At 62.5% G+C, this 12,658-nt stretch carries 9 protein-coding genes and 1 pseudogene; 6 read left to right on the top strand and 4 right to left on the bottom strand.

Annotation, left to right across the window (positions count from 1 at the left end; translation table 11 throughout):
* Positions 1–160: 160 nt before the first annotated feature.
* Positions 161–1,513: a hypothetical protein gene (locus tag ACLQ2Q_RS13345; protein WP_425820939.1), complete on the bottom strand. Its 1,353-nt coding sequence runs from the start codon at positions 1,511–1,513 to the stop codon at positions 161–163.
* 82 nt (positions 1,514–1,595) lie between these two features.
* Between ACLQ2Q_RS13345 and ACLQ2Q_RS13340 the strand changes: the two genes are divergently transcribed.
* Together ACLQ2Q_RS13340 and ACLQ2Q_RS13335 are read left to right on the top strand one after the other, a co-directional pair.
* Positions 1,596–3,119 carry a hypothetical protein gene (locus ACLQ2Q_RS13340; protein WP_425820938.1) on the top strand — a complete coding sequence of 508 codons (1,524 nt, stop codon included), beginning with the start codon at positions 1,596–1,598 and terminating at the stop codon, positions 3,117–3,119.
* 108 nt (positions 3,120–3,227) lie between these two features.
* Positions 3,228–4,271, top strand: coding sequence for a hypothetical protein (locus ACLQ2Q_RS13335; protein ID WP_425820937.1), 1,044 nt, complete (start codon positions 3,228–3,230; stop codon positions 4,269–4,271).
* A 288-nt stretch (positions 4,272–4,559) separates the two neighbouring features.
* Here ACLQ2Q_RS13335 and ACLQ2Q_RS13330 read toward each other — a convergent pair whose 3' ends face one another.
* Positions 4,560–6,839 (bottom strand): hypothetical protein, encoded by a 2,280-nt coding sequence (locus ACLQ2Q_RS13330; protein WP_425820936.1) that lies wholly within the window; start codon positions 6,837–6,839, stop codon positions 4,560–4,562.
* A gap of 378 nt (positions 6,840–7,217) precedes the next feature.
* On the opposite strand from ACLQ2Q_RS13330, the pseudogene ACLQ2Q_RS13325 reads away from it, so the two are divergent.
* Positions 7,218–8,004 (top strand): annotated as a pseudogene (locus ACLQ2Q_RS13325) (IS256 family transposase); the annotation flags it as partial.
* Positions 8,005–8,376: 372 nt separating this feature from the next.
* Here the strand turns inward: ACLQ2Q_RS13325 and ACLQ2Q_RS13320 are convergent.
* Positions 8,377–8,559, bottom strand: coding sequence for a hypothetical protein (locus ACLQ2Q_RS13320; RefSeq protein WP_425820935.1), 183 nt, complete (start codon positions 8,557–8,559; stop codon positions 8,377–8,379).
* Positions 8,560–8,857: 298 nt separating this feature from the next.
* Between ACLQ2Q_RS13320 and ACLQ2Q_RS13315 the strand changes: the two genes are divergently transcribed.
* Positions 8,858–9,016: a hypothetical protein gene (locus tag ACLQ2Q_RS13315; protein ID WP_425820934.1), complete on the top strand. Its 159-nt coding sequence runs from the start codon at positions 8,858–8,860 to the stop codon at positions 9,014–9,016.
* Between the two features lie 305 nt (positions 9,017–9,321).
* Here the strand turns inward: ACLQ2Q_RS13315 and ACLQ2Q_RS13310 are convergent, their stop codons facing one another.
* Positions 9,322–9,864, bottom strand: a complete 543-nt coding sequence (locus ACLQ2Q_RS13310; protein WP_425820933.1) for a hypothetical protein — start codon at positions 9,862–9,864, stop codon at positions 9,322–9,324.
* A 491-nt stretch (positions 9,865–10,355) separates the two neighbouring features.
* On the opposite strand from ACLQ2Q_RS13310, the gene ACLQ2Q_RS13305 reads away from it, so the two are divergent.
* A complete protein-coding gene (locus ACLQ2Q_RS13305; protein ID WP_425820932.1) occupies positions 10,356–11,513 on the top strand; it encodes an ImmA/IrrE family metallo-endopeptidase in 1,158 nt (385 codons plus the stop codon).
* An 802-nt stretch (positions 11,514–12,315) separates the two neighbouring features.
* Entirely contained in the window at positions 12,316–12,657 is a 342-nt protein-coding gene (locus ACLQ2Q_RS13300; RefSeq protein ID WP_425820931.1) for a hypothetical protein, read from the top strand.
* Position 12,658: the final 1 nt, after the last annotated feature.

Here is a 12,658-nt window from a genome sequence, read left to right as displayed (position 1 = left end):
CACGGAGTCAACTGCGCCGGCGCTTCGCGCTCGCACGGAGCACCGCGGGTCTAGCCACGAGTCTCAGCTCGGTGGTTCAGCCTTAACCTCGGCGCTTGTCATGATTCCAGACAAGGTCGGGCACGGGCGATGAGCACAGGCGCCAGGACGCATGCCTTGCTCAGCCGTTGCCCGCCACGACATTCACGATGGCATTGACGCTCATGAGGAGATGCCCGTCGGGGATTCGCTCCTGAAATCCGTCCTGCCCGAGCCACACGTGTGCCGCATCGGGCAGTAGGTCCGGGTCCAGGGGGTGAAGCGCTCGCGGGTTGTGAAATATCTGGGTCCCGTCGATCCAGCCCTCGGAGTAGTCCGGGCCGACCTCACGTGCGAAGCGTGTCGCTCGTTCTCTTCCGGCGTCGAATTGCAGGCCCGAATGAATCATGGGTGGGGCACCGCCGAGCCCGGCCGCCGCACCCATTCGGTTGAACTTTGCCAGCGTGCCGCTCGGATTGAACAGCACCGCAGACACGTGCTCCGCGCCCGGAAGATCAAAAAAGCCCGACTGCGCTCTCTGATTGCCCCATGCGTGCTCGGTGATCCGTTGCGGTCCCATGCTGTCGCCGTGTGCTTCGCCGAGCGCGTACAAGTAGCGTCGCAGCGCCTCCGCGCTGAACGTCATTGAGTGGCCAGCGTGGAAGTCCTGCACCGCGATGACGAAGGGAAGCGGCCGCCACCATGATTTCGTCCAGTAAGCGCTGCGTAGCTTCGCCATTAAGGACCGGGCGAATCGTATCGGGATGTAGTTTTCGATGTACGCGGCTAGCTCGTCGCGCTGTGTGGGCAACGTCGAGGCTGCCGGGGATTGACCCGCGCGCGACGGGTTGAGTGTCGTGGCCTCGACGAAGATCCTGCCACGCAAACCGACTGCCTCGAAGTCTGGCGCAGGCGTCGGCTGGTCGAGGTCAAATCCAGCCTCGACGAGGACCGCGAACGTGTACAGCTCCCATAGTCGAGCGTCGAAGCCATCGGACTGAAACTGTTGAACGAAATTGCCATCCTGATTCTCATACCACCGCATGAGGAGCCCAATCATCTCCCGCGCGGGCGCCCATCCCTGCGTCTCCAAGAGGCGGCGAAAGACGGGATCGAGTCTCGTCTCCGGGACGACGGGCGTGAAGAAGTCGACTGGCTGGCTCTCGTCGCCCTGCACGCGGGCACGCTGAAGATCCTGCGTCGTCGCCGCAATCACCGCCGGAAGGGCATCCATCGCTTCAGCCGGAGTGCTCGCGAACAACGTCTGATTCACCCAGCGGTACTTTCCCGCGAGATCCGCGGCGAACACGATCACGGCGAATTCCGCCTCGTTGTCGACGAGAAGAGTCGCGAAGACGTCGCTGTTGCCGACTTCGAACCAGGCGAGCTCCTCGGAAATGATTTGTACTGCAGCGCTGCGCGCGTACGACACGAATGCGTTGAAACGGATGCGGGATATAGGTCGGATCGGTGTGATTTCCACGATCGTCAGCATGGCACGCGGATCATGTGACCGGCGAGCGTCGGTTCCCAATACTGTTGTGCCCATGCGACGCTTACCTACGAAGGAGTCCGACATGCGGCGCGTAGTCCGATTCAGCTTGGCCTTGCTCTTCGCCGCGGCCTCGCTGGCGGGGGGAGCCTCCGCTGCCGCGGCACCGCCGGACGGTGTCACGATCGAGTTCACGCCGAACGAACTCACCGCGGTCCGTGGGGAGAGAATCACCGTGGCGCTATCGATCGAAAACGGTTCCGACATGGCGATAACGCAATTGCGCGTGGGAGATGTCAGGCGGGAGGACGTCACCGTCGTGTTTGACCAAGAATCCGATGCCGTCGGTACCGATGCATCCGCGAGCATTCCCGGCGGCGGATCGCTCGTCGTCCGCACTGATGTAACCGTAGTAGCCCAATTACCCGGCGCGACCACGCTTGTTGCGGAGGTGACGTACCGATTGGGAGACATAGTGCGGCACGACGTCGCGACACTCAAGATCACGCCGGGGACTTGGCCAACCGCACCCGCGGGTCCGTTGACAGTGTCTTCCCAGGGGCCGGCCAACCTTGTCGACACCGGGGCGACCGACCTGATTTTCTCGATTAGGAATTCCAGCACCGCAGAGCAGACAATCGAGTCCGCCATAATCACTTATCCGGAGTTCCTCGTCGTCGGCGTCAGCGACGAGAAGACCGCTGGTGAGGATGGGAGACTACGGCTCGCCGATCCGATTGTGGTGGCCCCAGGCGGTGGCGTGACTCTCCTGGTGAACGTCAGGGCCGACGACGGTGTGCGCCCCGGCACTGCGCTGATAGTACTTGACATGAGCTACAGCCAAGTCGACTCCTCGACGACAGGTTTTGCGAGCGCCAGTCACGCTCTAACTCTCAGTGTCTTTGGTGAGTCCGATGTCGCGACAGTATTCTCGGCGGCCCTTGCGCCTGCTTTCTGGATCGTCCCAGGAATCCTCTTCGTACTCGTCGTCTGGTTCCTATGGACACGGATGTTCCCGAAGAAGTCCCTTGACATCACTACCGGGTCGGGACTCGCCGCTACAGCCGGTCTTGGCATTGTCGCGCTTTTCCCCGCCTTCCTTTTTCCGGTGATCTACAACGCCCTGTTCAACCGGCAGTTTCCGGACGTGTATGGGTTCGCAGATGTGATCGGGCTCATGCTCTTCGCCCTTGGCGCAGGAATCGCGGTCTGGCTGCTCCTGATCCTCGGCCGCCAACTCGTGAGAACGTTCCGCTATGAAGCGGGCGACTCCCCGATGTCACTGTTGTGGAAGATGCGGTGGCGAACGAGGCAACTCAATATTCCGACAGCGTCCGTGCTCACGGAGGGAGGCTCGACTGAGACGGTAGCCGTCCTTCGCGCCGCGCACGACCATTCACTCGTAGGACCGCTGATGGAAGTGAGCGGTGACGAAGCGGCGCTTAGCGCCGCGGTTGAGACGCGGAGCGCTCACAGGGTGTATCACGCGCTGAAGAAGGGGCGTCCCGCGAGCTGGATTGCATTTGTTCCGGAAGGCGCGGCGGTCCGCGAAGTGGAGTCGTCGAAGCTGTTCGAATTCGGGACCGTGCAGACGGTCAGAACGCAATGAAATGGCCGGGCGCGAACGCCCGGCCATGGCCCGCCATCGGGCGGCCCCGACTCGTCTGTTTAGAGGAGTTGTTCAGTCACTAACCTGAATACCACGAAAAGGGAGACCATGGCAACGATTGATCGGATGCTCGTCAGTTGGACGCTCTCATCGACGCTTCCCGCTGTCATCCGGGGCGGACGTGGACTCGCACGCCGGGCGAGCTACGCCGATGCGTTTTCGACAGGCCGCCTGGGCGCAGTCAATCTCGCGCCGCCGTGGCGCGACGACCCGGAGCGCAGCCGGTATTGGAGGGCCACCGTGCCTAACGCCGACGCATCCGGCGCATGGGAGAAGCAGGTGCCTTTGAAAGGGATGTCACCAGCTCCGCTCGCCACCGACGTCGCCGGAATAGCCCTTCGTGTAGAGCGATACGCACACCCGGGCGGTGCAAGCATCTCCGTCAATGGGGTCAGCGAAGGCGCGGTGGAACCCGACGAGGCGCTCGAAGTCCAGCGGCGACTGGCAAGGGATCCCGTGGTTGTAGACGACGCCGGCGGGCGTCACTCGGTCACCGCGACGCTTCATTGGCTACTGGATCAGTGGGAGGCGGAACTGCTCGGGGACGACCACGGAGTCTCAGAGCGCGACGACCAGCCGACGATAATTACCACGATCACCGGGACGAGCGAACCGTTCACCCCTGCGGCCGCTACCGATCTGCTTCGCCGATTCTGCTATCCGGGGGAACCTCCTGGGTGGACCGAAGTTCTGCAGGCGAAGAGCGGCAAGGGCAACGACTCTCTGCGCATCGCAGGCTCGAACAGCAGGGCGATCTGGTCGCCCGCGCGCGCTAGCGCCGACCGGCATCGCCGTTCATTGGAGTGCTACCACTCGAACCAAGTGCGCGGAGCACTGCACACGAATCAATTGCTGGGCGTCGTTAGCGCCACTTCGAACGCGATCCATCTCGCACCGGACTCGACGCAGGAGCTTGCCCGGCGAGCAGCGATAAACATACGCTGGCTTCACGGTTCGGGCGATGTGAAGGTGTATCACTCGGGGTTCACCCGAGCGCGGATCGACGAGTCCGGAGTCGTTCCAACGCTCAACGAGCTTGCTACCACCTTTTCGCTCGGCCCAGGGCTGTCGACTCCCGCTCCGAGGACGTAGGGTTTGCCAGCGCGTCTGATTCCACTCGATATCGGGTGTGCTGGAGACGCAACGTCCTTCGTTTACTCATCCTTCATGCATCGCCTGCGTGCGGTTAGACGGCTATGCGCCTCCGTAACTGTGGGCACACCTCCCAGGAAAGATACACCGGGCAGGCACGTCGACTGTGGCTAATCCTCTGCATCCGCTTCGCAGGTTCGTCAAGTAAGGACCTCAAGTCGATCACGGGACGCCGCGTCGCTCCACTCTTGGGTCGCCAGTTCATGTCTCGAGTCGGCTGCGCACACATTACCCGCGTCTGCCCCGCCTCTTCTTGCGGCGAGCCTTGCTTGGACGGAGTGGCGGTGGTGGGCTCGACATACGGTTCGGCGGAAAGAGCCCTTCGATTAGACGATCCATCTCGGGATCGGGCGTTGGGAGTGTGCCTTCATAGACCACCTCAGCCAGGGCTTGATCCTGTTCGTCGAAGATGAACACAGCGCCTCGAGCGAACTTCAGCTGATACTTCTTGGCGCGGACGTAGTCCTGAGCTAATTTGGTGATGTCGCTGAGGCTACGGCTCGCCGGCTTGGTCATCCACACGAGCAACCATGCGTCGCTCAGCCTTGAACCGAGCGGCACTGTATACGTGCGTTCCCGCCCGTTGGGGCTCGGCGCGGCGAGCAACTTCACCGGAATTCGGGTCATGTCGGTCTGAGTCTTGGTGGAGGCAGATAACAGCGTCGCCCCTGTGCTTAGCCAACCGAAAGAATTGCGACTCTGCAGCTCGTCGACGAACTGGGCCATCGGCGATCCAGTGAGTGAGGGCTTTGGGACAGAAGTCCCCTCATCCACGAGCTTGGCATAGTGCCAGGCATCGAGCGGGTCGGTGCGGCTGGTTATGAGGCTCCGTACCTGGTGCTTTCGGCGTCGCAAGTCCGCAGGACGCGGAGCGTCCATGTAAGGCAGTTCCGCGACCATGACAGTCGGGTCCGGCGCCACATACAGGCCCGCCTCGTAGAAGTAGAGGAACAGATCCAGCTCGTCCGGCGCGGTGTAGGCGAGTGACACTTCTGGATCGCGCCGACGGCGAAGATAAAGAAGGAACTCCGCGGGCCGGTCTACCAATTGCGCGATTACTTGGAGATCGTGAATCGACACCACCCAGGGGATGCGCTCGGCATCGAGGAGCGCCTCGGCAACCAGGTCGCTCGTTAGCGCCCCGACGCCGGACAAATCTTCAAGACTTAGTGCCACAGTATGAATTTCTCGGATTTGGCTTAGGTCGAGCCATCCGTCCGGGCGAAGCCTCACCCCGCCATCATGCTCAATCCGCTCCTGCAATCGGCCGGCTTGTTTCGAGGCGTTCGTAATGATGCCAGTGAGATCCCGACGCAGGCGACGGGTCTCTCCGGCACGCGATGCAGGAGTAAACGCAACCGCCTTGGCCTCGACGATCACGGCAACGTCGTCGAGCACGAACAGGATGTCGCCCTCGACCTTCTTCGTGTAGTCGGCGACGTCACCGTTCGCCTCTTGTTCGTTCGCCGGAACGAAATAATCGAACGACGAGTAGACATCGGACCCGGGAAGCAAGGCCTCAAAAGCTCTTCGCCCCAAGTCTTCTAGCAGCGTCCCGCGCCACCGCTGATACTTGTCCCATTCGGGCAGCCCCTTCAGCTCCTGCTCTAGGTTTTCGCGAATGGCAGGCAGAACGAGGGCGTCGTGCACCAACATGAACGTTCCTCGCTCGGTGCGCATCACGGGGTTCGTTCGCAGAGGGTTGTCGCCGGCGATGAACCGGTCAACGACCTCTCGAGGAGTTGGGTTTCCGGAGTCGAGGCTGAAGCGTTCGAGTACTGCATTCACCGCCGCCAGGTCTCGACCAAGGGAAGCGGCGACCTTGGCTGCCGGAACCGCCACTAAGTCAGCGGTCGGTTGCCATCCGCGGTTGTGGGTCGCGCGGACCTCGTCACGAGTTTCAGCGTCGAGAGGTAGCCTCCCCCGCTCCGTTGCCTCATAGGCTTCGATGGGCGCGCGGACTGCCGCCTCCCAGCGCTCGTTCATGGCGTCAACCTGCAGGTCATGCAGTCGGGTAAGAACTTCGATGGCATCGGTCGCATCGAACCCGAGGTGTGCAATTAGCGCGCTCTTGACCTCCTCCTGACCGAACAGCGCTTCGTATGTGGGGAGCAGCATGTCCGCATACGAGGAGCTTCGTATCCAGACGGAAGCAGAGCGCGCAGCGTAGGCGATGAAGGCCAGCTCCTCCACTGGGCGATCGCGAATCGCGAGCAATTCTCGCGTTTGTGCCAAGAGGATGAGTCGTTCCGCCGACTCGGCCCAGCGGTGAGCCGCTTCGTACAAGGAGTTCGGCGTCTCATCGGTCGCTGAACCGTCGTCCTCCCCAGCGCAGAGACTTTCCGCCAGCAGGGCAAGGAGTTCAGCCTTAGTCGCGCCCCCTTCTGCGTCCGGTTTCACTTGGCCCGCCCCTGCCCACGGCAGGCAAGCGAGGCGCGCAAGCTCCACCACCCTTTCCGGTCTGTGGGGCGCGAGTTCTTCTCGAAGTGCTGCGAGTTCGGTGATCAAGCGACGGTCTAGTTCGTCAAGAGGAACCTCAGAATCCGCAAGCTCCTGCACTAGCAGCGCATGGCGGTTGACAGACTCGACGATTGCGCGCCCGTGTATGTCAAGGGGGTTAGCTCGGCTGTATGCCTTGCGACGTTTCGCCTTCCGGCGCTTTGAGTTGCGGTTGGCCATAACACACCAAAGCATGAAGCTAAGAAAATGGCCAGCCGTGCGCGCACGGTGACGAGTGCGTCCCTCACTTGGTGTGACAAACTCTGGTGACGTCCCCGGGGGTGGTGTAGTTTCCCGGCTCGAGTGTCACGTCGTTGACGTGGTGAGCCATCGTGCGATGGTCAGTGAGAACTGTCTAGGAATCTCACGGAAGGACACATACGCTCGATGGCTCTTGCCCAGTCTGCCCTCCTCGAGTTGCTCGGGGAACTGAAACTAACCGATGTCAGGGACCGGATCCGGGTCGCGACCGAGACGCTCTACCAGGAGCTGATCGACGCGGAAGCTGCCGCGTTCATCGGCGCCGCCCCGTTCGAACGCACCGCGGACCGGGTCGCGCAGCGCAACGGCACCCGTCCACGGCCGCTCACTACGACAGCCGGGGAGGTCGAATTGCGAATCCCGAAGCTGCGGCAGGGATCCTTCTTCCCTCGTTGCTGAAACGCCGCCGCCGAGTCGATCAGGCGCTGTTCGCCGTGGTGATGGAGGCGTACGTGCATGGCGTCTCCACCCGCAAGGTCGATGACCCCGTCAAGGCGCTCGGCGCGGACAGCGGGATCAGCAAGTCGGAGGTGTCTCGGATCTGCGCGAACCTGGACGAGGACGTGGCGGCGTTTCCGGGACCTGCCCCTCGCCGACCAGCCCTACCCGTACGTGTTTCTGGACGCGACGTATTGCAAAGCGAGGGACGGGCGGCGGGAGGTGCTCGGCGTCAAGGTCGGGGAACACCGAGTCGCAGCCGTTCTGGACGACGTTCCTCCGCAGCCTGAAGGCCCGCGGGTTGGACGGGGTGAAGGTGGTGATCTCCGACGCGCACACCGGTCTGATCGCCGCGATCGCCACCGTGTTCCAAGGCTCGTCGTGGCAGCGCTGTCGGGTGCATTTCATGCGGAACGTGGTCGCGAACGTCCCCAAGACCGCCGGCCCGATGGTCGCGTCGACCATCCGCACGATGCCAATCGCTTCGTAGTCAATAGCGATTGTTGCGATCGCCGGACGTAGTGGTTTTACGCCCCGAGTCCGCCCGCTGAGCCGGCAGTAAGGCTACTCGAAGGCCCAGTGAGGCTCAGTCGTCACATTCAGAGTCGCAACAGACGGGCGGGGCTCCACTGCAGTGGGTCTGCGGTTCTCCATCGCGATTGGCCTCGCAGAGAGGAAGCGGATGGAGCCGGCACCCTGCTTTAGCGCTTTAATGATGTTCTTCGTCAGCCACTTCGACTCTCGTTCTACTGATCCGCTGGGCTGCAGTCGACTCTTGGACTGAATCATGATGGCAGTGCCGCTCGTGACAAGAATCCCGTCTCCGACTTCCCGAACGCCGCTCCCGCTACTTTCGTGGGCGGGCTGATGAAATGAAGTCGGGCATACCCCACAGCGCCGCTGCGAACCGGATTGCACTCTCGGCGGCGACCCCCCGCTCGATGCCGTGCGGGAGAGGTACGGCAGAAACGATGCGACGCTCAACAACGCCGTCATCGTTCTCGATGATCAGCGTCAGGTCTTCGCCCATACGCACAGGCTAGGCCCGGATAACTGCAACCAGCGTCGGTTCCCGGCTCGGCGCAGCGGCACTCTTGCCGACATCCTCGAGGATCCTTATCCGGGCAGTGCGCGGTGAGGGGGCAGAGGCGTTCGCGCGCAATCCGCAGGCGGACGCGGACGAGCCGCCTATCAGGGGCGCATACCCGCTCCGGTGGAGCGGCGTGGGCTACGCACCGCTCTGCGTGGCGACCCTGGGATTTCATCCTCTGAGCACACGCGATTGCGTCGTCTCTTGGCGCGGAGCCAGCTCACCATACGATGTGCGCGTGACCTTTCTCTTGAACGAGCTGACTGCAATCACCGGCGACCGCATCAATCGTGCGCGAGCGCATCTCAGTGATGCTGACATGACGCGGGCGGTCGAGCTCCAGAGCCAGATCGGCTCGCTCGGGGCAGAACTGGACGATCTTCTGGGCAGCGAGTAGCCCAAGGGGCTCTCGCACCAGCCGGGGATCGTCGCCGCCTGACCGACTCCCCGCCGGGAGTTGAGGGCCCGGACGTCTGAGAAGGCCCAGGGGGCTCCGTCGTGTGCAGGAAAAACAACACGCAGCGGCGGACGCGGACCCTTACGCCCCCGCGTCTGCGCGCGGCTCGGGCGGCGGGGGGTACCGAATCCTCTGGGCGGCATCATCCGCAGTGAAGACGCCCTGCCGCCACTGAGCCAGTGTTTCCGCCGCGTTCTGGTACTTCACGGCTTGCTGTTCATTCGTCTTGTCGGTGCGCGCCGTTATCACCTCGAACGTCGCATCGAGCGGTGCCATATCTCGCGGACTGCGGCCATTTGAGCGACTCGTATTGAGGCGAGGAGCCGACCACGCGCGCCGTGCGGCGGCTCAACTGACATGCCCCCCGCAGACAACGCAAATTGGTATCCGCGCACTGCGGCATCTAGCGCGCCAATCCTCTCGACCACCGTCGCGACGGCTACGTCGAGCCGCTCCTCGAAACGGGCCCGTTGGTCCTGTTCGCGCTCCGCTTGACGGACGAGTCGTTCGATTTCGATCTCGGATCGGCGGTCTTCCATCGCCTGCGCGCGCTCCCCTTCGCGATCCAGGCGGTCCTGCTCCCGCTCTTGCTTTCGATCTTCTCGATCCCGCTTCTGTTGGCCGCGGGAAAGCCACCAGACCACGAGTGCACCCGCCACAGCACCGAGGAAGGTCGCAGCCAACGTCAACCAAAACACGGGCCATGGATCTACCTTCACTGCTTCCGTGAGGTCTTGAATCGCACACAGCATGGATGCATTCGCGCACGGGTCAAGGAGCGGGATCACGCGCTCAGGCTACTGGTACTGATCACACTGACGCGCGACACCCGCGTACCGGTTTAGTAGCGCTCGTTCGGCGCTCCGCGACGAGCGCACGACGCAGACTCAATTGCGTGCGGTGGGTGTCGAGCTCGAGCGAGGTTGCCCAACCGATCACCTTGGGACCGAGCTTCGCGTGCTATTGATCTGACCGTTGAGGCGACAGATCTCGATCATCGCGTACTGACATCGCTAGGCACCGTTGGCCGGACGGGCGCTGACGAACCGATGACGGCCGCCCGCTGAAGGATGCACGTCGATCGTATTTTCGGCGGCAGGGCGCGATGCGGACTGAGACTGGCCGGCTCGACTGGATGCAGGCGCTCCGTGATGCAGGTCACCATCTAGACCCAGCCGGCTTGGGGCGAGCGGCGGCCATCATTCTCGACAGAACACCGCCCTCAAAGCGCACGAACACCACTCAATCTGAAGCCTGCGAGCGGTCCTACCATGAGATTGTGATCTTCGCAATTGCCTGCGATGATCTAGTCATGGTTGAGGACCGGGTGATTGAGCGCGTCAACGTCGTGATTCACCGCACTCGACTCAGCAAGAAGGACTTCGCGAACTCCATCGGGATTGATGGCCCAAAGCTTGCGAAGTCGCTCGCAGGCAAACGGAGATTCACCTCTCTGGAGTTGACGCTAGTCGCTGAGCAAGGCGGAACGACTGTCGATTGGTTGCTCAGCGGTGATTCAACGCGTGAACTGGTCCTCGCTCACAAAGCCGCGGAACATGCTATCCAAGCGGACGACTTGGCTGGCAGGCGGACGATCGAGATGCTCGTTGAGAAGCTCGAGGGTCTCCGCTTCTTGGATCGTCCTTTGCCACGTCCTCCACTTCCGACCAAGCCGTCCGTTGGCGGCAACTTTAAGCAAGCGCAAGGACTAGCAAGTGATTGCTTGAACATGCTGGGCGTGGACGTCGGCGGACTTACCAACACGGAACTCGCGGGGCGGATAGAGCACGCGTTTGGCATAGATCTGGTCGTGACGCGGCTACCAGAGGGATGCGATGGGCTGTCGTTCTCGGATCGGGATGTTCGCGCGATTGTGCTTGCTACCTCGGACGCGCCGTTCCGTCAGCGTTTCACCTTGGCGCACGAACTGGCTCATCTAGTCTTTGGAGACTCGAAGAACGAGGTGATCGAGGAACAACTTTGGACGAGGAAGTCTCAGACGGAGAGCCGGGCCGACACGTTCGCGGCAAGCTTCCTAGCGCCGCGCACTGAGATAGTCAATCGGATCGTGGGCCGTTCCGCAGTAGATGCCTTCGATGAGCTTGTGCTTCACTTCCAAATGTCCCCAAACGCAATGTCGTGGCGGTTGCTAAACGAGCGATTGATCTCGCAGGAGGACCAGAGGCGACTCGAGAAGCAAACTGCTCGGGCTACCGCAATGCGTGCGGGCGAGGCTGCTGAATACACGAACCGCGCGCGACTTGCGGGTGTACCGAGGCCCGCCCAGCGTTTGGTTGACGCGTATCTAGACGCGTATCGAGACGGCGAAACCACACTCCGGCCAGCTGCGCAGTTGCTCGGGCAGCCCCTCGCCGAACTCGAGATGTACTTCTTCGACAAGGCCTCAGCGGACGACAGTTCTCTGCATTTCGGGTAGGCGCCGCGCAGTTCCTCTTCCAGGACAATTCGGTTGTGGTTTGTTTGCCCGAGCGGACGAGCCGGATGTACTTGAGCAGTATCTGCGGGGCAACGACGTCGTCGACGCTGTATCGCGCGAGGCTTCGGACTCCGCACGACACGTCCTCGCATTGGCCAACATTGACCAGCGAATGGTTCGGTGAGCCGATTGCCACCGTCGGCGTAAGGCGCATCCATGCCGTCCAGGGTATTCGCGTCGCCGTGTTCGGCGGCGGCCAGGCGAAGCCTCGTGAGCACCTAGCGAGAGTCAGACGCTGCACCTCCTGAGAGCGGACTCTTCAGATCGGACTCGATCTGGCCGACTGAGGACCCCGAGTCTCATCGCTTCGCGCAGCGCCAAACACATCACGACGCGGCATACGTTCGGGATCCTCTGCGAAATGGTCGGCTACCTCCCTCTCTCCATTGACCGGGCGTTCGAAGTTTCCCAGCGCGTTCTCGACACCCGTAACCCATGTTGTGTGTCCGGAGCTCCTCGAGACTCCCTTCTCTGCGAAGTTTGAGCGGACGGGACCACCTCCGCAGTCGAGATCGGTTGGAGCTGGGACCGGTCCCAACGCGACTCCCATTCTCCTGAGGGCAATGTGGCCTGTTCGCGCACTTCGGTCATGGTCTATCGGGTCGCGTCGCCACCGTGCGAGCAGATCCGAGAGCGGTTAGAGCGGGCGTTGCGAATTTCGCAAGCATCTTGTAGCTTGCCATTATCGCAATCGGATGGCCATCGCGGCCCGGGCGGGGTGGGAGGCCAGATGAGCACGGTGATGAGTGAGCACGGCCGTGTGCTCGGCGCTTTCGACGATCCGACGACGTCGCTACTGCGGGGAGCGCTCGCTCCGTCCAGCATCGCGGTGTTCCGCACGGCGCTGCCGGAGACACCAAGACCCAGCCGACCGCCCCACTACACCGAGCACTACGCGATGATCGGGCGCCTCGCGATGCTTGGGCCCACCCAAGACTTTTCCGTGCGGCAGGCGATCGCGCAGTGGTGGCGGCTGCCCGGTCGGGGACACTCGGCATCAGGGTGGTGTCGGGTCGGTGTTCAGGTTCTCGCGCCGTCATCGAGACTGCCGATGCCCGCGCAGCCCGCCGCCGGGGAGAGCTGAT

The sequence above is a fragment of the Microbacterium sp. DT81.1 genome (assembly GCF_049844955.1).
Lineage (GTDB): Bacteria > Actinomycetota > Actinomycetes > Actinomycetales > Microbacteriaceae > Microbacterium.
This window is presented reverse-complemented; position numbering and strand designations above follow the sequence as displayed.

Bases quoted from the DNA above. Each gene is read 5' to 3' on its own strand.
- ACLQ2Q_RS13335 (WP_425820937.1), top strand. From the start codon at position 3,228: ATGGCAACGATTGATCGGATGCTCGTCAGTTGGACGCTCTCATCGACG.
- ACLQ2Q_RS13340 (WP_425820938.1), top strand. From the start codon at position 1,596: ATGCGGCGCGTAGTCCGATTCAGCTTGGCCTTGCTCTTCGCCGCGGCC.
- ACLQ2Q_RS13345 (WP_425820939.1), bottom strand. From the start codon at position 1,513: ATGCTGACGATCGTGGAAATCACACCGATCCGACCTATATCCCGCATC.
- ACLQ2Q_RS13300 (WP_425820931.1), top strand. From the start codon at position 12,316: ATGAGTGAGCACGGCCGTGTGCTCGGCGCTTTCGACGATCCGACGACG.
- ACLQ2Q_RS13320 (WP_425820935.1), bottom strand. From the start codon at position 8,559: ATGGGCGAAGACCTGACGCTGATCATCGAGAACGATGACGGCGTTGTT.